This is a genomic window from Rhodococcus sp. MPR-R1B, assembly GCF_058793255.1.
Window position 1 is genome coordinate 24,786 of record NZ_JBXAFO010000020.1, and the last position, 19,614, is coordinate 44,399.

The 19,614-nt window shown below is 63.8% G+C and carries 18 protein-coding genes; 9 read left to right on the plus strand and 9 right to left on the minus strand.

Going from position 1 to position 19,614, the window contains the following annotated elements; all coding sequences use genetic code 11:
- Nucleotides 1-127: 127 nt before the first annotated feature.
- Nucleotides 128-1,513, minus strand: a complete 1,386-nt coding sequence (locus AC1Q61_RS23875) for a GH1 family beta-glucosidase (protein WP_054781938.1) — start codon at nucleotides 1,511-1,513, stop codon at nucleotides 128-130.
- A 116-nt stretch (nucleotides 1,514-1,629) separates the two neighbouring features.
- Between AC1Q61_RS23875 and AC1Q61_RS23880 the strand changes: the two genes are divergently transcribed.
- Together AC1Q61_RS23880 and AC1Q61_RS23885 are read left to right on the plus strand one after the other, a co-directional pair.
- Nucleotides 1,630-2,826: an MFS transporter gene (locus AC1Q61_RS23880; protein ID WP_007732911.1), complete on the plus strand. Its 1,197-nt coding sequence runs from the start codon at nucleotides 1,630-1,632 to the stop codon at nucleotides 2,824-2,826.
- Nucleotides 2,827-2,893: 67 nt separating this feature from the next.
- Nucleotides 2,894-3,427, plus strand: a complete 534-nt coding sequence (locus tag AC1Q61_RS23885) for a GNAT family N-acetyltransferase (protein ID WP_007732909.1) — start codon at nucleotides 2,894-2,896, stop codon at nucleotides 3,425-3,427.
- Between the two features lie 12 nt (nucleotides 3,428-3,439).
- Here the strand turns inward: AC1Q61_RS23885 and zapE are convergent, their stop codons facing one another.
- Complete coding sequence (gene zapE / locus AC1Q61_RS23890) at nucleotides 3,440-4,456, minus strand: cell division protein ZapE (RefSeq protein ID WP_003942629.1); 1,017 nt, start codon at nucleotides 4,454-4,456, stop codon at nucleotides 3,440-3,442.
- A gap of 43 nt (nucleotides 4,457-4,499) precedes the next feature.
- On the opposite strand from zapE, the gene AC1Q61_RS23895 reads away from it, so the two are divergent.
- From AC1Q61_RS23895 to msrB, 4 genes are read left to right on the plus strand one after another with little or no spacing between them, the layout of a single operon-like run.
- Entirely contained in the window at nucleotides 4,500-5,249 is a 750-nt protein-coding gene (locus AC1Q61_RS23895) for a pyrimidine reductase family protein (RefSeq protein ID WP_492651134.1), read from the plus strand.
- A gap of 19 nt (nucleotides 5,250-5,268) precedes the next feature.
- Complete coding sequence (locus tag AC1Q61_RS23900) at nucleotides 5,269-6,822, plus strand: alpha/beta fold hydrolase (protein ID WP_064688821.1); 1,554 nt, start codon at nucleotides 5,269-5,271, stop codon at nucleotides 6,820-6,822.
- 60 nt (nucleotides 6,823-6,882) lie between these two features.
- Nucleotides 6,883-8,166 (plus strand): glycosyltransferase family 87 protein, encoded by a 1,284-nt coding sequence (locus AC1Q61_RS23905; RefSeq protein ID WP_054828358.1) that lies wholly within the window; start codon nucleotides 6,883-6,885, stop codon nucleotides 8,164-8,166.
- A 9-nt stretch (nucleotides 8,167-8,175) separates the two neighbouring features.
- Nucleotides 8,176-8,607, plus strand: coding sequence for a peptide-methionine (R)-S-oxide reductase MsrB (gene msrB / locus AC1Q61_RS23910; RefSeq protein ID WP_003942631.1), 432 nt, complete (start codon nucleotides 8,176-8,178; stop codon nucleotides 8,605-8,607).
- Nucleotides 8,608-8,661: 54 nt separating this feature from the next.
- On the opposite strand, the gene AC1Q61_RS23915 is transcribed toward msrB, so the two are convergent.
- The 7 genes from AC1Q61_RS23915 to hemE form a co-directional block, all read right to left on the minus strand.
- Nucleotides 8,662-9,582 carry a WXG100-like domain-containing protein gene (locus AC1Q61_RS23915; protein ID WP_054828359.1) on the minus strand — a complete coding sequence of 307 codons (921 nt, stop codon included), beginning with the start codon at nucleotides 9,580-9,582 and terminating at the stop codon, nucleotides 8,662-8,664.
- Nucleotides 9,582-9,893 carry a hypothetical protein gene (locus AC1Q61_RS23920; RefSeq protein WP_003942588.1) on the minus strand — a complete coding sequence of 104 codons (312 nt, stop codon included), beginning with the start codon at nucleotides 9,891-9,893 and terminating at the stop codon, nucleotides 9,582-9,584. Before AC1Q61_RS23920 ends, AC1Q61_RS23915 begins: the two co-directional genes overlap by 1 nt.
- Nucleotides 9,886-10,359, minus strand: coding sequence for a YbaB/EbfC family nucleoid-associated protein (locus AC1Q61_RS23925; protein ID WP_223304570.1), 474 nt, complete (start codon nucleotides 10,357-10,359; stop codon nucleotides 9,886-9,888). Before AC1Q61_RS23925 ends, AC1Q61_RS23920 begins: the two co-directional genes overlap by 8 nt.
- Before the next feature lie 82 nt (nucleotides 10,360-10,441).
- Nucleotides 10,442-12,718, minus strand: a complete 2,277-nt coding sequence (locus AC1Q61_RS23930; protein ID WP_492651136.1) for a molybdopterin guanine dinucleotide-containing S/N-oxide reductase — start codon at nucleotides 12,716-12,718, stop codon at nucleotides 10,442-10,444.
- Between the two features lie 54 nt (nucleotides 12,719-12,772).
- A complete protein-coding gene (gene hemQ, locus AC1Q61_RS23935) occupies nucleotides 12,773-13,468 on the minus strand; it encodes a hydrogen peroxide-dependent heme synthase (RefSeq protein WP_003942644.1) in 696 nt (231 codons plus the stop codon).
- Nucleotides 13,469-13,472: 4 nt separating this feature from the next.
- Nucleotides 13,473-14,834, minus strand: coding sequence for a protoporphyrinogen oxidase (locus AC1Q61_RS23940; protein ID WP_030536873.1), 1,362 nt, complete (start codon nucleotides 14,832-14,834; stop codon nucleotides 13,473-13,475).
- Complete coding sequence (gene hemE / locus AC1Q61_RS23945) at nucleotides 14,831-15,928, minus strand: uroporphyrinogen decarboxylase (protein WP_030536874.1); 1,098 nt, start codon at nucleotides 15,926-15,928, stop codon at nucleotides 14,831-14,833. The genes AC1Q61_RS23940 and hemE overlap by 4 nt, the downstream gene beginning before the upstream one ends.
- Nucleotides 15,929-16,096: 168 nt before the next feature.
- Here hemE and AC1Q61_RS23950 point away from each other — a divergent pair, with 168 nt between their 5' ends.
- From AC1Q61_RS23950 to AC1Q61_RS23960, 3 genes are read left to right on the plus strand one after another with little or no spacing between them, the layout of a single operon-like run.
- Nucleotides 16,097-16,687 (plus strand): DUF3000 domain-containing protein, encoded by a 591-nt coding sequence (locus tag AC1Q61_RS23950; RefSeq protein WP_003942604.1) that lies wholly within the window; start codon nucleotides 16,097-16,099, stop codon nucleotides 16,685-16,687.
- A gap of 60 nt (nucleotides 16,688-16,747) precedes the next feature.
- Nucleotides 16,748-18,154: a WS/DGAT/MGAT family O-acyltransferase gene (locus AC1Q61_RS23955; RefSeq protein ID WP_003942594.1), complete on the plus strand. Its 1,407-nt coding sequence runs from the start codon at nucleotides 16,748-16,750 to the stop codon at nucleotides 18,152-18,154.
- An 11-nt stretch (nucleotides 18,155-18,165) separates the two neighbouring features.
- On the plus strand, nucleotides 18,166-19,455 hold the full coding sequence (locus AC1Q61_RS23960) for an HRDC domain-containing protein (RefSeq protein ID WP_050656618.1): 1,290 nt from the start codon (nucleotides 18,166-18,168) through the stop codon (nucleotides 19,453-19,455).
- Nucleotides 19,456-19,614 lie beyond the last annotated feature (159 nt).

Consider the following 19,614-nt stretch of genomic DNA (forward strand, 5'->3'; position numbering starts at 1 on the left):
CGACCCGCAGCGAGGGGTCGGTCCGATTCAGACCCCGCTACGGCGGCTTACTACGAGAATTCGCTTCATGAGAGACGAGGCTAGGCGGCCCGGTTCGAGAATGCAACCCAGACCGCCTCCGCACAGGTCAGACCTGAGCCGCTTTGTGCTCGGCGATGAGGGCGCGATACCACTCGAACGAGGTCTTCGGAGTGCGCTTCTGGGTGTCGAAATCGACGTGCACCAGGCCGAATCGCTCTTTGTATCCCGCAGCCCATTCGAAGTTGTCGAGAAGTGACCACACAAAATAACCGCGGACGTCGACACCGTCGTCCATTGCCGATCGGAGGGCGCGAAGGTGCGCATCGTGGTAGTCGATTCGTGCTTCGTCGTCGACGACGCCTGCGGCATCCGGGGCGTCGTGGAATGAACATCCGCTTTCGGTGATGTAGATCGGCGGCAGTGCGTCACCGAAGCGGGCGTGGAACGTCCGCAAGATCTCGCCCAGCCCCTCGGGAACGATCGGCCAACCGAAATCGGTTGTGGGATAACCGGTAATCGCGACAGGGGCAAAGGGCAGGCCCGGGGGCAGGTCGACTTCGAGCACACCTTCGGTCCCCTGGCCTTCCACCGGAGCGGCGATCATCGTCGGCTCGTAGTAGTTGATCCCGTACCAGTCGAGCGGCGCCCCGATGATTTTCAAGTCCTCGTCGACAGGACCGCTGAGCAGCTGAGCGAATTCGTCGGCCGGGTACTTCCCGACCAGAACCGGGTCGGCGAACATCCAATTGACGACGTGGTCGTAGATGTCGGCAGCCATCACGTCTTCCGGCGAATCCGAAGCGGCACGCACCGGAGCATGGTTCGAGGCGATTCCGATGTTCGTGCATCCGGTTGCCCGAAGCGCTTCGACAGCGAGGCCATGCCCGAGCAGCTGGTGATGTGCGGCTTGGAAAGCCTCGAACCCCAAGGCCAGTCCGGGGGCGTGAACTCCGAGGGCATGCCCGTAAAGCGTGTGCACAACTGGTTCGTTGAGCGGCATCCACATTCCGACCCGATCCGACAGTCGCTCGCCGACGACCTGCGCATACTCCCCCAGCCGATACGAGGTGTCGCGGTTCATCCAGCCGCCCTGTTCCTGCAAGGCAAGGGGCAGATCCCAGTGAAAGAGCGTGACGGCAGGAGTAATTCCCACCGAACACAGTCGGTCGATCAGGCGGTCGTAGAAGTCGAGCCCCTTCGCATTCACGGCCCCCGATCCGGTGGGCAGAATGCGCGACCACGACAGAGACAGCCGATAAGCGTCGAGCCCGAGCTGATTCATCAGCTCGATGTCCGACTCCCAGCGGTGATAATGATCGGCAGCGACCGTCCCGGTGTCGCCCCCGACGACAACACCGGGACGGTCACAGAACTCGTCCCAGATCGACGGTCCGCGACCGTCTTCGGCCACAGCTCCTTCGATTTGATAGGCCGCAGTGGCGGTTCCCCAGACGAAGGAAGTCGGAAATTCTGGTGTCGGCTGCCGAGTCATGTCGGTCAGTTAATCAAAGAACCGTGCAAAACACGCAGCTTTGTTGGACACTCGACCAGTATCAAGATCCAGTACCGTTCGGCCTAACCGAACGAACGAGACAAAGGCCCTGCTTGATGACGGATAACACCCGCACCCTGACGAGGGCTCGGATCGCCACTTCGGTGGCCTTCGGACTTCAAGGATTTCTGCTCGCCGCCATTCTGACGCAGCTGCCGCAGTACAAGGACTTGTTCGAGCTGAGCGAGACACTGGTTGTGGTTGCGGTTGTCACCGTGTCCGTCATCGCCGGGCTCGGCAGCGTGCTCGCCGAGATGCTGGCCGTGAGAACGTCGAGCAAGATGACCCTGCGAACTGGGCTCGCCGTCATCGCAGTCTTCGGCGGGGCAACCGGAATTGCGCCCAACGCAGCGATGTTCTTCGTCTTCCTGGCGATCTACGGCATCGGACTCGGCATGGTCGACGCGGCCGCCAACATGCAGGCAGTCTCGATCCAACACGCCAAGGGCCGCTTCATCCTCTCCTCGTTCCATGCTTCCTGGAGCGTCGGAGCGATTGTCGGCGCCCTGTTCATCTCTGCTACCGCAGGCCTCGACATTTCGATCCGCGTCACGCAGGTGATCGCGGGAGTTGTTGTCGGACTGATGCTTCTGGCCTTCGGCCCGCAACTACTCGATCGGTCCGAGTCTCCGGTTGCCGAGGCAAACATCACGAGCACCGCGAAATTCGCGGTACCCACCCGCGCCTTCGTCCTCCTCGGCGTCGCGATGGCATTGTTCTACGCGGTCGACTTCAGCGTCGGAAACTGGTCGACTCTGTACGTCAAGGACGAACTGCTCGCCGACGCCGGGACCGCTGCCCTTTCCGTGGCGGCGTATCAGATCGCGGCACTTGTCGCACGACTGACCGGGGACTACTGGGTCGGGAAATTCGGTGAGACCACCGTCGTGCGGATCGGCTCTCTCATCGGCGTAGTCGGTATGACAGTTGTCGTCCTCGCGCAATCTCCCGCCGTTGCCATCGCCGGGTTCCTCATCGTCGGGCTCGGGGTACCGGTGATCGCTCCGATCTGCTTCAGCGCTGCCGGCAGGATGGCTCCCCCGGATCAGGTCGATGCGGTGATCGCACGCATCAACCTCTTCAACTACGTCGGCACAGTCGTCGGCGGCGGCATCGTCGGCGCGGTCGCCGCCTTCAGTGACCTTCGAATCGGGTTCCTGATTCCGCTGGCGTTCTGCGCGATCTTGATAGTTCTTGCTCCCGCGTTCGCACCGAAACGAGCCACAACTCCGGTCGCCGAGAACGCCGCTTGAGCATTGCGCCCGAGGAAAGTGGTGTACTTGATTGACCGAATTGTGTGCACGAGAGGCAGAAACTGACGTGACGATCACCGTTGACCGGGCCGGGATCTGGGATTCCGAAGCAATAGCCGACGTGGCAGCGGTGACATTTCCACTGGCGTGTCCGCCGGACGCATCCGACGACGACATCAGTGCCTTCATCGACAACGTTCTCTCCGTCGACAAGTTCTCCGAGTACCTGACCGATCCGACACGAACCGTTCTCAAGGTCATTCGCGACGGTTCGATCGTCGGCTACGCGATGCTTGTCGACGACGAGCCCTCCGACCCGGACGTCAAAGCTGCTGTGACACTTCGCCCGACAACGGAACTGAGCAAGTTGTACGTGCTTCCGGGTAACCACGGAACCGGCGCGGCAGCATCCTTGATGGACGCGGTTGTCGACCACGCACGACGCAGCGGAAGTGCCGGGATCTGGCTGGGCGTCAATCAGGAGAACCTGCGCGCCCAGAAGTTCTACGCAAAGCACGGTTTCACACAGGTCGGCACGAAGACTTTCCTCGTGGGCGCACAACTCCACCACGATTTCGTGATGGAGCGCCCCGTCAGCTGACAGGCGTGCAGGCTAGCCGGCCGCGACCTCGAAACGAGAAAGTGCGAGCAGACGCGAGGTCGCGCGCAAGTACTTCTTCTTGTACCCACCGGCGAGCATCTCGGGAGTGAAGATCTCGTCGAGGCGTGCGCCGGAAACGGTGACCGGGATGCTCGCGTCGTACAGGCGGTCGGCGAGAACCACGATGCGCAGTGCAACGGACTGATCCGTTGCCGGGTGGACACCGTCGATGAACACGGCCTTCACACCCTCGACCAGCTTGTTGTACCGCGACGGGTGCAGGGTGCTGAGGTGCTTGCACAGCTCGTCGAAGTTGTCGAGCGTGGCGCCGTCGATGGCGTCGGCCCGAGAGACCAACTCCTCCGAGGAGATGGGCTCGGGTGCGGGCGGGAGATCGCGGTGACGGTAGTCGGGGCCGTCGACGCGAATCGTCTCGAAGATCGAGCCGAGCTTCTTGATCTCGCGCAGGAAGTCCTGGGCGGCGAAGCGACCCTCCCCGAGCTGGCCGGGAAGCGTGTTCGACGTCGCGACGATGGACACGCCGCGCGCGGAAAGCTCCGAAAGGAGGCGGGATACGAGCATGGTGTCGCCCGGATCGTCGAGCTCGAACTCGTCGATGCAGAGAACGCTGTGGTCGGCGAGCGCTTCGACCGCCTTGTTGAAGCCGAGAGCGCCGACGACGTGCGTCAGCTCGACGAAGGTTCCGAAAGCCTTCGGCGACGGAACGCTGTGGAAGATCGACGCCAGCAAGTGAGTCTTACCGACACCGAACCCGCCGTCGAGGTACAGGCCGGCGCCGGTCGCCTGGGTCTTCTTGCCGAACAGTCCGCGGCGTCCACCACTACGGATCTTGGTGACGCGCTTGGAGAATTCCTCGGCCTTGGCGACAGCAGCTGCCTGGCTCGGTTCCTTCGGATCAGGAATGTAGGACGCAAAACTCACCTCGTCGAACATTGCGGGAGGCACCATTTGAGCTACCAGTTGATCGGCGGGTACCACCGGGCTGCGATCGACAAGACGTTCATGCATCCGTCAAGGGTATCTACGTGATGTGATCTCTCATGTGCACCGTATGGATATTGCGACCTACTTCACACCAGGCCACGAAAACGAGCTCCGCGGCTTGTACGCCTATCCGGAGAACCTCTCGCAACCCTGGATGCGCGTGAACTTCGTTTCCAGCATCGACGGGTGCGTCTCCGTTGACGGAGTGAGCGGTGGACTGGGCACACCGGCAGACAAGTCGGTATTCGGGATCTTGCGCGAACTTTGTGACGTCGTCGTGGTCGGCGCAGGCACAGCGCGAGCCGAGAACTACGGGGGTGTGCAGGTCTCGGACGCAGCTCGGGCGCGACGAAAGGCGAGCGGCCTCGCTCCGGTCCCACCGATCCTCGTCGTCTCGGCGCACGCGTCGATCGACCCCGAAAGCCGACTCCTTCGCGATACCGAAGTTCCACCGATCCTAGTTGTCGGTCGCGACGCGGACTCCGCGGCAATTTCGGCGCTGAGATCTGCCGGAGCGCAGGTGGAGGTGACGGACTCACCGAACGTCACCAGCGGCGACATCGACAGGGCCTTGTCGGCTCGCAAGCTCCGTCGCGTGCTGTGCGAGGGCGGACCATCACTTTTCGGGCAGTTGATCGAGGACAATGCCGTCGACGAACTCTGCATCACCACGTCACCTCAACTGGTGGGGAGCAAAGTCGGCCGAATCTCCCTCTCCCCCAACGCAATGCCCACAGCCATGCGTCCCGCGCACATTCTCGGCGATACGGACGGCACGATCCTCACTCGATGGGTTCGTCAGCAGCCACGTCGGTGAACCTGGCACTCTGGTCGGCATGCGCAGAGTTGCTTTGATGGCCGTCGTCCTCGCGACGTGTTGTGCGTGCGGCGCCGGTCCGTCGCTTCGGCCCGCCGTCGCGGTCGAAGGCCGCACCGACGGCAGCCCTGCCCAGAGCGAGGGACCGTCGCCCGATGCGCCGCCGGTTGACCCTGGCGTCCCGACCGATGACATACCGTGGCGAGACTGCACCGGCACGTCACTCGCCGACCAGGCTCTCGCGGCGTCGAGCGCCGGCGTCATTCTCGAATGCGCGGAATTCAATGCCCCCATCGACGTGACCGGCGCCATCGACGGCAACTTCACTGCCGGCTTGACCCGCGCTCGGACCTCGTCGACGCCTGCCGACGCGTATCCGATCGTGTTCACATCGGGCACCGATCGTTCGTCGGGAAACTCTCTGGCCATGCTCGCCGCTTCCGGCTTGAACACGGTTCTCGCCGAACATCCCGTGGTTGCCCTCGATCGCCGCGGAATCGACAGGTCCACCGCAATCGACTGCATGACGCCGGAGATTCGGCGCGGACTTCACGATCTGGGCCAATTCGACTCGGACACCACCGGTGACGCCGCCGATGCGGTCGCGGCCCTCGGTCACGACGCCACCATTGCCTGCACGGACTACCTCGACCCTCAAGAACTGAAGTTCGGCGCCGACTCCGCAGCCGAGGACATCGACGCTCTACGTACACGGTGGGGCGTCGAGACCATCGCTCTGTGGTCTGCAGGGTCCGGCTCGGACATCGCGCTGAGCTATGCGGCAGCCCACCCGAACAACCTCGCGAGATTGATCCTCGATTCTCCCGCTCCGGTTGCCACCGACGCTGCGACCGAGGCCGAAAGCCGCGTGCAGGGCGAGGAAGCGGCATTGGCGGCATTCGCTCAGCGATGTGTGGCGCTGGGGTGCTCGCTCGGACCTGATCCGAAGAAATCGGTCACGGACTTGATGGAGCGCGCTCGCGCCGATGAATTCCAGCCGCTGTCCGCCGCTGCGGTGTCGAACGCGATTTCGGCGAGCCTGTGGACTGCCGGAACCAACCGTGAGCAGGAGACCCGCTCACTGTCCGACGCTCTGTCCGCGCTCGGTACCGGCAACGCTTCACCGATTCGAGAGCGCGCCGCCCGGGCGGAGAACGAGGTGGACGGCGACGGCCAGTTCATCGGACGATGCACCGACGGCATGCAATGGCCGGGCATCGGGCGTGCGCGCGAGCTTGCGAACACGTGGGGCACCAACTATCCGGTGTTCGGGCGAGAAGCCGCGCTCGGGTTGCTGGCGTGCGCCAGCTGGCCGTCGACCGCCAACTCTCCCTTGCCGAATCAGTTGAAGCCCCCAGTCCTCGTGCTGAGCGGTCAGGGTGACCCGGCCGTCGGAAACTCCGGACTCTCGACCGTCACCGGCGTCGTGACCAATGCAGGATCGCGCTTCGCAACTCTGGACTGGCAAGGTGCGGGTCACCCGGCGGCACAATCCACGTGCGCTCAACAGGCGATGCGCCTCTACCTCAGCGACGCCTCCCTGCCCAGTAACGGAAGCGTGTGCCCGGCCTGACTCGGGCGCTCGTCCACCACGACCGAAAAGGGGTGCATCCCCCGATCACACCCTGCTCCGGTGTACCGTGCCGAAGTGTTCCTTCGACAGCTCGAGCCGCGTACCGGGCGGACAACCCAACAAGTCGTCAACTTCGTTTTGTGGCCGATCGCCGTGATGACAGTGCTCAATCGTGTCATCGTCACAGCAGTCAACGGCGCCATCACCGATGACTTCCGACCGGTCTACAACGCCGCGCTGGCGTTCTGGAACGGGCGCGACGTCTACACCGCAGATTTCAACTCCGTAGACCCCCATTACCTGTACCCACCATCGGGTTCCTTGTTGATGGCACCCCTGGCGATCCTCGATCCCGAGCGCTCACGGTGGCTGTTCATCGGTGTCAATGCCGTCGCAATTCTCGTGGCTCTCTACCTGCTGTTGCGCTTGTTCGACCTGACGATCAGTTCCATCGCGGCGCCGATTCTGGTGCTCGGCGCGTTCATGTCGGAGACGGTCACCAACACGTTGGTGTTCACCAACATCAACGGCCTCGTCCTGCTCGGCGAAGTTGCCTTCCTCCTGTTGCTGATGCGCAAGAAGGATCTGTGGGCCGGCGCCGCGATCGGTCTCACCATCGCAGTGAAACCCACTCTCGCGCCGCTGCTCCTGCTGCCACTCGTTCGCGGTCAGTGGAAGGTGTTCGTCACCGCCCTGGGCATCCCGTTCATTCTCACGGTCGTGGCATGGCCGCTGGCGTCGGATCCGATGGACTTCGTCCGCCGCACCGTGCCGTACCTGCTCGAATCTCGTGACTACTTCAACAGTTCGATTGTCGGAAACGGCGCTTACTTCGGTCTGCCCGAATGGTTGATCCTGCTCTTGCGCGTCGTGTTGGCCGCCATGGTCGTCGTCTCGCTGTGGCTTCTGTACCGCTACTACCGCAACGACGAACTTTTCTTCCTCACCACCGCGACCGGTGTGATCATGACCGCGTCGTTCCTGCTGCCCTCGCTCGGCCAGATGTACTACTCGATGATGCTGCTCCCGCTCCTGATGTCCGTGGTGCTCAAGAACTCGGTCATGCGGAACTGGCCGGCCTGGCTCGCCGTCTACGGCTTCATGACGTTCGACAGCTGGTGGTCGAACCGCTGGCCGACCTTCGGCCGGGCGGCCGAATACACCAAGAGCACCCTCGGCTGGAGCCTTCTGCTGATCGTGATCTTCTGTGTCCTCGGATACCGGTATCTGGTCGCGCGTCGAGAGGGCCGTTTGGATCGGGGAATCGATCCCGCGTACCTCCTCGATCCCCCACTCGATGCCGTCTCACCTGCCCACGAAGCCGAAACGGCGACAAAGCATTAGCGTGGAGGCATGAGTTCTTCACACGATGGCATCGACAGCACACCTGAGGTCACGTACACCGAGAGCGAGTGGCGCGAAAAACTGACGCCGGAGGAGTTCGCCGTCCTGCGCCAAGCCGGCACCGAACGCCCCTTCGTCGGCGAGTACACCGACACCACCACGGAAGGTGTCTACTCCTGCCGGGCCTGCGGAGCCGAACTGTTCCGCAGCACCGAGAAGTTCGAATCGCACTGCGGGTGGCCGTCCTTCTTCGATCCGGCGGATTCGGATGCCGTGATCCTGAAAGAAGACAGCTCACTCGGAATGCGCCGGGTCGAGGTCATCTGCAAGAAGTGCCACAGCCACCTCGGTCACGTCTTCGAGGGCGAGGGATACCCGACGCCGACCGATCAGCGGTACTGCATCAACTCGATCTCGCTGGTTCTCAAGCCCGCTCAGTAGCCAGGTCGTGGGCTACCCCGTGTCACTGGTAGCCCACGATTCGAGACTTTCCACTCAGAAGTCCCAGTTCAGCGCAGTCGGGCTCAGACCGGCCGCATTCAGGTCCTCGTTGCGAGTGACAAGTCCGTCTTTGACGGAACCGATCCCGCCACCGATCGCGCCGGAAGTGATGTCAGTCAACGAGGCGTCGCCGCCCGTGACTTCCTTCGTCACGATCGCAGCGGACGCTCCCGACACCGCGTCGTCGAAGGCGCCCCGCGCGATCTCCTGCACTCTCGAACCGGTCGGGGGCGGGTTCGGGTCAGGGCCGACACGATCCGGCGTCGTCTTCAACCCTCCGTTCGCAAGTCCCTTGATGAAACCGTCGCGCCCCTCGGTCACGACCTTGCCACCGTCGATCGACTGGCGATGATCCATCGTCATCTGCCCGAGTTGAATGGCGAGGCCGGAGAAGACGGCAGCGGCAGCTTCCACTGCCGCAGCCTCGATCACTCGTATCAACAATTGCTGCAACAACATTCGGACCGTGAGTGTTGTTGCGACCTCAGCCGCCACGACCCCGGCGGTACTGACACCCAGTGTCGGGACAGCAGCCGCCACCATGGCGGCAATCTCGAGCGCCAGTGCGCCCAGCGCCGCGAGGATCGACAGTTTGGTGTACTCGATGTCCGTGCCGGTATCGGTGCATGACTGACCCAGTTCGGCCGCGGCAGAGGACAACCGCTCGAAGACCTCCGCAACTCCCCCGGCCTCGGACCAATACCGAGACAACGAGTCGCCGGCTCGACCGTCGATCGATGCCAGTACTGCCTGCAATCCGTAACCACCGGCAGCGGCCGAAGCCTCGATCCGATCAGCCGCGCCTGACCAGGCATCACCCAACCTCCACAGTGCCGTTTCGTCTCCTTGCGGCCAGTCACTGCCCACCGCGACCGACGCAACCGCCTGTAACCAGCCTGGAATCTCGAGTCCCATCAGAGCCCACCCGCCATGTCGTCGGCAAGCGAGGTGTCGATCGATTCGAAACGATCGGTGATCTCGATCAGCGTGGCGGTCAATTCGCGCAGCGCGCCCGCGACCAGCGTCATCCCACCGACTGCTGACTCAGCACCGGGAACATATGCGCCTGAGAATGCTGATCCGAACTGGTCAGTGCCCCAGCAACCCTCTTCGGCGGCGACCACTGCGTCGAGAGCGCTCCGCGCCTCGTCGAGATCGGCAGCGACCACCGCGAAGGCTGGTGCAGCACTTTTCATCGCGGCCACATTCACGCCCAGTTCAGACATTGCCGGAGCTCCTCAGAACGGTGCGGTCCCAGTTCTCGTCGCAGGAAGCCGGTGTGGAGCTCGGACGAGGTTCGAGAATCTCGCGCAATCCGAGCACGCCCGGAACCAGGTCCGGCAAGTCGATTCCGGCCGCCTCCGTGAGCGGCTTCGTCATCTCGGCAACCTGTCGGCGTATGTCTTCTGCCGCAGACGCGGCCGTAGCCAGGATCAGATTCCCCAACGCTGCCGGCGAATGCTTGGCGTAAGAACTCCCCGAGAGATCGACTCCCACCACCGCCCCCGAGGCGTCGACGACGATTTCCACGCTGCCGTCACTCGAACGCGCGCTCGCCGTCGCTCGAGCGATCCTCTCCTGCAAGTCCGCCAGCGATCGAGTCCGCTCCAACAGAACGTGCTGCATCGAATCGATCTGGGCCCGAAGTACTTCGACTTGCCCCCGCATCGAACCAACATCCGCTGCACTCACGATGGCCCCCACCTTCGATAGATCGTGACACCTGATTCAGGCGCTCACGAGGTTCGACGCGAGAGGTGGCCGATCGGTTCCGTCAGCGTGAACGAAGCACGGGCGGATCGAACGCCTTGACCGGCGGCAGGGCCCCGTCGAATTTCTCGATCTGCACCAGAACGTGCTGGCCGGTGCACCCGTGCGAGAGTGACGACGTACCGATGTCCGGTGTCAGAACGTTGGGATTGCCGTGCACGCACAGAGAGTCGGGATCGGCAGGATCGAGCGGGTCGTACCAGGCACCGGTGGAAAGTTGGACGACGTCGCTCCGCAAGTCCAAGTCGACGATCACACCAGCAAGGCACGCTCCGCGATCGTTGAACACCCGCACCACGTCTCCTGCCGAGACGCCGCGCGCGGCCGCTGCATCGGGGTGCATACGAATCGGCTCGCGTCCCTGAATCTTCGACGCCTGGCTCGCAGCGCCGTGATCGAGTTGGCTGTGCAGACGCGTCTTGGGCTGATTGGCGATCAAGTGAAGCGGGAATTGCGAGGCTCGCGGTCCACCCAGCCACTCGTCGGGCTCGTACCAGCGCGGATGGCCGGCGCAGTCGTCGTAGCCGAAGGACTCGATGGTCTCGGAGAAGATCTCGATCTTCCCACTCGGAGTCGAGAGCGGATGTTTCTCGGGATTCTCACGGAAGTCACCGAAGAGCACGAGGTTGTCTTCGGTTCGCATCCGGTAGTGCCCTTCTGCCCAGAAGTCCTCGAACGTCGGTGTGTTGCCGCCGTCTGCATCGACGAACGGCCGCCATTGACCGTAGAGATGCTCGATCCACTCCTGTGAGGATCGCCCCTCGGTGAACTGTTCCCCGAATCCGAGCGCAGAAGCGAGAGCGGCAAACGTGTCGTAGTCGTCACGCGAGTTCTCGAAAGGTGGAACGACCTGCTGCATCGCGACCAGAAGCGGGTCGTTTCGAGTGCAGCTCAGGTCATTTCGTTCGAGCGAGGTGGTCGACGGGACAACGATGTCGGCGTTGCGGGCCATCGGCGTCCAGTACGGATCGTGAACGACGATCGTGTCCGGACGCGCAAATGCCCGTCGCAGCCTCGGGAGATCCTGATGGTGGTGAAACGGATTGCCACCGGCCCAGTAGACCAACCGGATGTCGGGATAGGTCAAGCGTCGGCCGTCGTAATCGAACTCCTCCCCGGGCGAAAGCAGCAGGTCGGAAATCGCGGCTACCGGAATGAAATCCGACACCGGATTCACACCTTGCGAGAAGGTCGGCAAGGGATACGGCACCGGAGCCAGACCCGGCTCGTTCATCGAACCGTAGCCGTGCCCGAAACCTCCACCCGGAAGCCCGAATTGGCCGAGCATCGCTGCGAGTGTCACGCCCATCCACGGTGCCTGTTCACCGTGTTTGATGCGTTGCAACGACCACGTGACGGTCACCAGCGTCCGGCCAGACGCCATTCTCCGAGCCAGGTCGGTGATGAACTCCGCCGACACACCGGAGATCTTCTGCGCCCAGCGCGGATCCTTCGGTACACCGTCGGAACGTCCGAGCAGGTAATCCTCGAAGCGTTTGTAACCGACGCAGAAACGGCCCAGGAAATCGCGATCGTGCAGGTCCTCCGACGCCAGGACAAACGCCAGGGCAAGCATGATTGCAACGTCGGTTCCCGGAACGGGTGCGATCCACTCGCAGTCACCCTCGACGTCGTCACGCAACGGACTGAAGGAGACGATCTTCCCGCCGCGGGCACGAAACGCGTCGAGCGCCCCGCGCGTCGGATGATCGCTCGTACCACCGGCATTGACTCCGGTGTTCTTGATCGGCACTCCCCCGAACGAGACGAGGAGATCGGAGTGCTTCGCGATGACATCCCACGACGTGGAGCGCGCGAACAACTTCCAGTGCGTTCCGACCACACGCGGCATGATGACACCGGTGGCACCGAGCGAGTAGCTGTGAACTGACTTGGTGTATCCACCCAGCTGATTCAGAAATCGGTGAACTTGGCTCTGCGCGTGATGGAATCGGCCGGCGCTGGCCCAGCCGTACGAGCCGCCGAAGATCGCGTTGTTTCCGTGCGCGTCGACCACGCGACGCAGTTCACGCGAGAGGAGTTCGGTCAGTTCGTCCCAGGAGACCGAGACGAATTCGTCGGCTCCACGTCGGTCGCTGGGACCCGGCCCGTTCTCGAGCCAACCCCGACGCACCGCCGGGCCCGAAACACGAGCCCGACTGCGCACCGAACCGGCGAGGTTCCCGAGCATCGGCGAAGGATTCGCATCACCCTCGTACGGATGCACGGCGGTCACCTCACCGGCGACCGATTCGGCGGTGAACATTCCCCAATGGGACATGTGTTGACGACGCCGGTTCGGTGCAGTTGTCACAGGAACCACTTTCGAAGCAGATCAGGGAAGGGAAAGGACCAGCTTCTCGATGTCCACGCGCGGGCCGGTGAAGAACGGCACCTCTTCGCGAACGTGCAAGCGAGCCTCGGTGGCACGCAGATCGCGCATCAGATCGACGATACGAATGAGCTCGGGTGCTTCGAACGCGAGAATCCACTCGTAGTCCCCCAGAGCGAAGGCCGGGACCGTGTTGGCGCGAACGTCCTTGTACGAGCGAGCAGCCATACCGTGATCGGCGAGCATCTTACGACGCTCCTCGTCGGGGAGCAGGTACCACTCGTACGAGCGGACGAACGGGTAAACGCAGATGTAGTCGCCCGGATCCTCACCCGCGATGAACGAGGGCACGTGGCTCTTGTTGAACTCCGCGGGGCGGTGCACCGCCGAGTTGCTCCAGATGGGAGCACTGGCCTGTCCGAGGACGGTGGTGCGACGAAAATCCGCGTACGCGGCCTGCAGTTCCTCGATGGTGGCCGCGTGGGTCCAGATCATGAAGTCCGCGTCGGCGCGCAAGCCGGCGACGTCGTAGATGCCGCGAACCACGACGCCCTTGTCTTCGAGACCCTCGAAGAACAAGCGGGCGTCCTTGACCGCAGCTTCCCGATCATCGCCCAGCACACCGGGTTCCACCTGGAACACGGAGAACATGAGGTAACGGATTTCAGAGTTCAGTTTGTCGAAATCAAGGCGTGCCATGGGTCTATCGTGCCACTCGCTCGAATATCCGTGTAGCCGCCGTCGTGCCGACTGCGACACACGCCGGAACCCCAACGCCGTGCAGCCACGACCCGGCCAAGGCGAGGCCGTCGAACTGCGTCATCCCGGACTCGATTTCAGCCACGATTTCCGTGTGACCTGGGGCGTATTGGGGAAGACCTCCGTGCCACCGCTGTACGAAGCTCGCGCCTGGCTCCTCGGTGATTCCGGTCACGGTCTCGAGATCGGCGCGCGCGAAGTCGATCAACTCACCATCCGGCCGGTCGACGATCTCCGATGCACCGAATCGACCGAACGACACCCGAACGAGGTGCTCACCGCGATCAGCGAGGTGTGTCCACTTTCGGCTCGACAGCGTGAACGCCTTGGCGGTCAGGTCGGCGTCGGTGGCTACCAGGATCCCTGAATTCTGCGGAAGTTCGACCTGCCCGGACAACCGGAGCGCCACCACCGCGGACGACGCCAATTCGATCCGAGCGACGGTACTCGCAACATCCGCATCGACTCCGGCCAACAGCGCCGCCGCGCGCGGCGCCGGGACGGCCAGAATCACCGCGTCGACGCTTCCGAGCGGATCGACGTTCCAACCAGCCCCGTCGCTGCGCAACCCAGAAGCCTCGCCACGGACGAAGGTCGCGTCGGCGGCCTGCTGCAGCGCATCGAGCAGGATGCCGTACCCGTCTCTGAGCGCTCCGAACACCGGCCCCGGTGCAGGCGTCGGCAATGCGGCTGCGACTGCATCCGTGAGGCTCCGAGAGCCCGCATCGAGGGCCGCAGCGAGTGTCGGCAAAGCTGCACGCACGCCGATGGTCTCCGCCAGCCCCGAGTACACCCCGCCCAGAAGCGGATCCACCGATCGGCTGACCACCTGATCACCGAATCGCTGCGAAACCAGTTCGGCAACACTGCAATCGGAACCGCGGGTCCACTCCAGCGGGACGCCGGCCTCGGCCGCTATGCGCGCCAGGGTCTGCTCGTCGACGAGATCTCGAACCGACTCCGCCGAAGCCGGGATTCCCATCAGGGTTCCGGTCGGCAACCGATTCAGTGAGCCCTGAGACCAGATCAACGGACTCAGGCCCGCGGGATAGACGATCTGATCGGTCAGTCCCAGCTCGGCGAGAAGCGCGGGAACCTCGGGCCGACGAGCGATGAAAGCCTCGGCACCGATGTCGATCGGTCCGCCGCCCAGATCAATCGTTCGCAGCTTCCCGCCCAGCCGCGGTGAGTCGTCGACGATCGTGATGTCCGCTTCGGAGCCCAGACTGCGCCGAAGCCGGTACGCGGCAACCAGACCGGAGATTCCGCCTCCGATCACCGCGACCGACGGCCGAGTCGTTGTCACAGCGAGTGCACCAGCTCCACCGCCGAGGTGATCGCCGTGGGATCGGTGTCGGGAAGAACTCCGTGGCCGAGGTTGAAGATGTGGCCGATGGCACCGGCCTCGATCGCGCGGTCCCCTTCGGCGGCGATCCGCCGCACCTCACGATCGATCACCTCGGGGCCCGCGAACAGTACGGCGGGATCGAGATTGCCCTGCAGCGCCTTACCCGGACCGACACGACCAGCCGCGACGTCGAGCGGAATCCGCCAGTCGACACCCACGACGTCGGCGCCTGCCTCCCCCATCGCGCCGAGAAGTTCACCGGTGCCGACACCGAAGTGGATACGCGGGACGCCGGCAGCGGCAACCTCGGCGAACACTCGCTCGGAATGCGGGAGAACAAATTCCCGGTAATCGGCCAGCGAGAGCGCGCCGGCCCACGAGTCGAACAGCTGGACCGCGTCGACGCCCGCCTTGAGCTGCGCCTGCAGGAAGCAGATCGTGGTGTCGGCCAAGCTTCCGAGCAACGCGTGCCAGGTCTTCGGATCGGAGTGCATGAGCGCTTTGGTCTTCTCGTGGTTCCGGCTCGGACCACCTTCGACCAGATACGACGCCAGAGTGAACGGCGCTCCGGCAAAGCCGATCAGCGGCGTGGAGCCCAACTCGGTGGTGAGAAGCCGAACGGCCTGCGCGATTGCGCCTACCTCTTCGGGGACCAGTCGCGGGAGTGCTGCAACGTCGGCGATGGAGCGAATCGGATTGGCGACCACCGGTCCGACGCCGGCAACGATGTCGAGATCGATTCCCGCGGCTTTGAGTGGAACGACGATGTCCGAGAACAGGATTGCCGCGTCCACGTCGTGACGGCGCACCGGCTGCATCGTGATCTCACAGACCAGCGCCGGATCGAAACAAGATTCCAACATGCCGATCCCGGCGCGGATCTCGCGGTACTCCGGCAACGAACGCCCGGCCTGACGCATGAACCACACCGGCCGTCGACTCGGAGTGCGTCCGGTCGCCGCGGCAAGCAACGGTGCGTCGGGCAAGACTCGCCGAGCGCTGTATTCCGCCGACCCGGTAATGCCTGAATTCATGTTGTCCAACCCGCTCATCAGTCCTCGCGCTCTCCGCCAACGTGTGTCTTCGATCGACTCAATGCTGCCACGTCCAACACTCGGGATCGGACACCCGAGCGGTTCGTGAGCGGCCACACACCCGAGCCACACTCGGTCGGCGCGCCTCCACCTCCCCGCCCGCATCCCCGACTAACGTCCTGACCTGTGACGACATCCGGATCGACAGCCGACCCGGCCGAGTTCCGTGCCGCCGTGGAGGCGATGACCGCTGCGCGGGTTCGGCCCGAGATAGAGGTCGGTCCCATCCGCCCGCCGCAGCGTCTCGCTCCGTACAGCCACGCGGTGGGGGCCGAGGTTCTCCACCCGGACTCCGACGTCGTGGCCGAGCAGTCCGAAGGTGACGCTTTCGGCCGCCTGATCCTGTTGTTCGATCCGGACGGCGACGAGGCGTGGAACGGCACCATGCGGTTGGTGGCGTACATCCAGGCCGATCTCGACGAAGCCGTCGCCGCGGATCCACTACTTCCCGAAGTAGCCTGGAGTTGGCTGGTGGACGCTTTGGAGGCCGGACCGGAACCTTTTGTGGCCCTGGGCGGTACGGTCACAGCCACAACTTCCGTGCGGTACGGCGACATCGCCGGGCCTCCGCGAGCCCATCAACTGGAGTTGCGAGCGTCCTGGACTGCAACTTCGTCCGAATTGGCTCACCACGTCGAGGCTTTCTGCGAGGTTCTCGCGTACGCGGCGGGGCTTCCGCCTGCCGGGATAACCACGCTGTCGCGGCAGAACGACTGACTCTGCTATTCGTTTGAGCATTCCCCCGGAAAAATACTAGAACCTGTTCTAGAATGAGTCATGCAACGTCTCAGCGGACTCGACGCGACCTTCCTCTACTTGGAAACACCGACCCAGCTATTGCACGTTTGTGGACTTGTCCTGCTCGACCCCACGACCATCCCGGGCGGCTACGACTACCGGAAGCTGCTTCGCGAGTTGGACTCGCGGATGGCCACCATGCCGACCTTCCGGCGCAAACTCAAAGATTCCCGTCTCAATCTCGACTACCCCGTGTGGGTCGACGATCACGATTTCGACATCGAGCGGCACTGCCACCGGACCGCGGTACCTGCTCCCGGCACACACGCGGAACTGGCAGAGCTCGCCGGACACATCGCGAGCCAACCGCTGGATCGTTCCCGACCGCTGTGGGAGATGTGGGTCATCGAGGGACTTGCCGACGGACAGATCGCCGTCATGTCGAAGATCCATCACAGCGCTGCCGATGGTGTCACCGGCGCGAACATCCTGGCTCAGCTGTGCAGTCTCGAACCGGATTCACCGGCGCTCGTGGATCCCACAGCACAGGGTGCGGGCGACGCGGGAACGCTGGACATCGCCATCGGCGGACTCATGGCCGTCATCGCCCGACCCGCAAGAATTGCCCGTCTGGTCCCCGGCGGAATCGCCATGCTCCCGAAGTGGGTGACGCGTGCGCGAAAGGGTGAAGCGATGCCTGCTCCGTTCACCGCGCCGCGGACCTCGTTCAACGGCGCGATCACCGGTCACCGCAACGTCGCGTTCAGCCAACTCGATCTCGCGAAGGTCAAAGCCGTCAAGGACCGTCACGGCGTCAAGGTCAACGACGTGGTTCTCGCGCTCTGCGCCGGGGCACTGCGTAAGTATCTGGAGGACCGGGACGAGCTGCCGGAGGACTCCCTCGTCGCCATGGTGCCGGTGTCGGTCCACGGCAAATCCGATCGTCCGGGCACGAACCAGATCTCGGGCATGTTCACGCAACTCGGCACCCAGATCGCCGATCCGGTCGAACGCCTGCACGCGATCAGCGATTACAACGCCACCTCGAAGAACCACAACGAGGCTCTGGGCGCGAACATGCTCCAGGACTGGTCGCAGTTCGCTTCGCCGGCGGTGTTCGGCGCCGCCATGCGCGTGTACTCGTCGCTCAAACTCGCCGAGCGTCACCCCGTCGTGTCCAACCTGGTCGTGTCGAATGTGCCTGGACCACCGGTCCCGCTCTACTTCCTCGGTGCCCAGATCAAGGGAATGTTCCCGCTCGGCCCGATCTTTCACGGGGCAGGTCTCAACGTGACGGTGATGTCTCTCGACGGAAAACTCGACGTCGGCATCGTCAGTTGCTCCGATCTGGCACCCGAATTGGACCAGCTCGCGCAAGGTTTCGGAGCCGCACTCGACGAACTGTTCGACGCTGAGGTGACAACCCCGGCCCCGACTGCGACGTAGAGTCAGTGACCATGTCCGAAGTCACCGATGATGCAACCGAGCCCACCTCCGACGTAGTTCCGCTGCTCGTTCCGCGTGACGGAGTTCCGGACGTCATCACCACTGCCGCCGGTGTCGCCGACGCCGCGGCCGCGCTGGCCTCCGGCCACGGCCCGCTCGCCGTGGACGCCGAGCGCGCATCCGGATTCCGCTATTCGGCACGGGCGTACCTGATCCAGCTTCGACGCGAAGGAGCAGGATCGTTCCTTCTCGACCCGATTCCGACAGCGCAAGACCTGCAGCCGTTGGCCGAGGTGATCAACCCGTTGCAATGGGTGCTGCACTCTGCCGATCAGGATCTCCCCGGCCTCGCCGAACTGGGCCTGACGCCGGCCGAACTGTTCGACACCGAACTGGCCGGACGACTGGCCGGGTTCGAGCGAGTCGGACTCGCCGCGATCGTGGAACGAACCCTGCGAGTGGAACTTCGCAAGGGTCACGGGGCTGCGGACTGGTCGACACGTCCGCTGCCGGACGCCTGGTTGAACTACGCCGCCCTCGACGTCGAAGTGCTTCTCGAACTGCGCGACGCAATGGAAGCCGAACTCGAATCCCAAGGCAAGCTCGAGTGGGCGAAGGAAGAGTTCGAGTACATCCGTCTGGCCGGCCCGCCCAAGCCCAAACCGGACCGCTGGCGTCGTACGTCGCACATCACCTCACTCAAGACCACCCGTCAGTTGGCGGCAGTACGGGCGCTGTGGCAGGCGCGCGAGGATCTCGCACGCAAGCGCGACGTGTCTCCGAGTCGGGTTCTTCCTGACTCCGCGATCATCGATGCCGCTCTCAAAGATCCTCGGTCGCTGGACGCGCTCCGCTCGCTTCCCGTCTTCGGCGGACCACGTCAACGCCGTTATTCGCGTATCTGGATGGACGCACTGGAAGCCGCGCGGAAGCTCCCCGACAGCGAGCTTCCGCCGAAAACCCCGCCCATCGTCGGGCCGCCCGCTGCCGGCCGCTGGGCCCGCCAGGATCCAGCGGCGGCTGATCGGTTGACCGCGGCGCGCGCAGCACTGTCGGACCTGAGCAAAGAGGTTTCGGTGCCCGTGGAGAATCTGCTCCAACCCGACCTGGTCAGGCGCCTGTGCTGGGACTGGAAACTGGAACCCGACTCGGACATCGCCGAAGTCGAGAGTGCGATCGAGACCAAGCTCACTTCCGGTGGCGCACGTGGCTGGCAACGCACTTTGACCGTTCCCGTCCTCGCCGAGGCACTGAACTCCGTGGTCCCGGCCGAGCCCGAAGTGGAAGAGCCGGAATCCTGACCTGACCCCGGTGTGAGGTTGGAGCAATTCGGCACGTTAAGTTACCGGTCAGTAATGGGCAGTAGTACGCTCGATACGAGGCCGGACGCCTGGCCGTGATCGCCGAACCAACGTCTCACCGCCCTTCGGTGCGGTGGGCAGCTCCATCAGGAGGAATTC

Bases quoted from the DNA above. Each gene is read 5' to 3' on its own strand.
- AC1Q61_RS23875 (WP_054781938.1), bottom strand. From the start codon at position 1,513: ATGACTCGGCAGCCGACACCAGAATTTCCGACTTCCTTCGTCTGGGGA.
- AC1Q61_RS23880 (WP_007732911.1), top strand. From the start codon at position 1,630: ATGACGGATAACACCCGCACCCTGACGAGGGCTCGGATCGCCACTTCG.
- zapE (WP_003942629.1), bottom strand. From the start codon at position 4,456: ATGCATGAACGTCTTGTCGATCGCAGCCCGGTGGTACCCGCCGATCAA.
- AC1Q61_RS23895 (WP_492651134.1), top strand. From the start codon at position 4,500: ATGGATATTGCGACCTACTTCACACCAGGCCACGAAAACGAGCTCCGC.
- AC1Q61_RS23900 (WP_064688821.1), top strand. From the start codon at position 5,269: ATGCGCAGAGTTGCTTTGATGGCCGTCGTCCTCGCGACGTGTTGTGCG.
- msrB (WP_003942631.1), top strand. From the start codon at position 8,176: ATGAGTTCTTCACACGATGGCATCGACAGCACACCTGAGGTCACGTAC.
- AC1Q61_RS23915 (WP_054828359.1), bottom strand. From the start codon at position 9,582: ATGGGACTCGAGATTCCAGGCTGGTTACAGGCGGTTGCGTCGGTCGCG.
- AC1Q61_RS23920 (WP_003942588.1), bottom strand. From the start codon at position 9,893: ATGTCTGAACTGGGCGTGAATGTGGCCGCGATGAAAAGTGCTGCACCA.
- AC1Q61_RS23930 (WP_492651136.1), bottom strand. From the start codon at position 12,718: ATGTCCCATTGGGGAATGTTCACCGCCGAATCGGTCGCCGGTGAGGTG.
- hemQ (WP_003942644.1), bottom strand. From the start codon at position 13,468: ATGGCACGCCTTGATTTCGACAAACTGAACTCTGAAATCCGTTACCTC.
- hemE (WP_030536874.1), bottom strand. From the start codon at position 15,928: ATGAGCGGGTTGGACAACATGAATTCAGGCATTACCGGGTCGGCGGAA.
- AC1Q61_RS23955 (WP_003942594.1), top strand. From the start codon at position 16,748: ATGCAACGTCTCAGCGGACTCGACGCGACCTTCCTCTACTTGGAAACA.
- AC1Q61_RS23960 (WP_050656618.1), top strand. From the start codon at position 18,166: ATGTCCGAAGTCACCGATGATGCAACCGAGCCCACCTCCGACGTAGTT.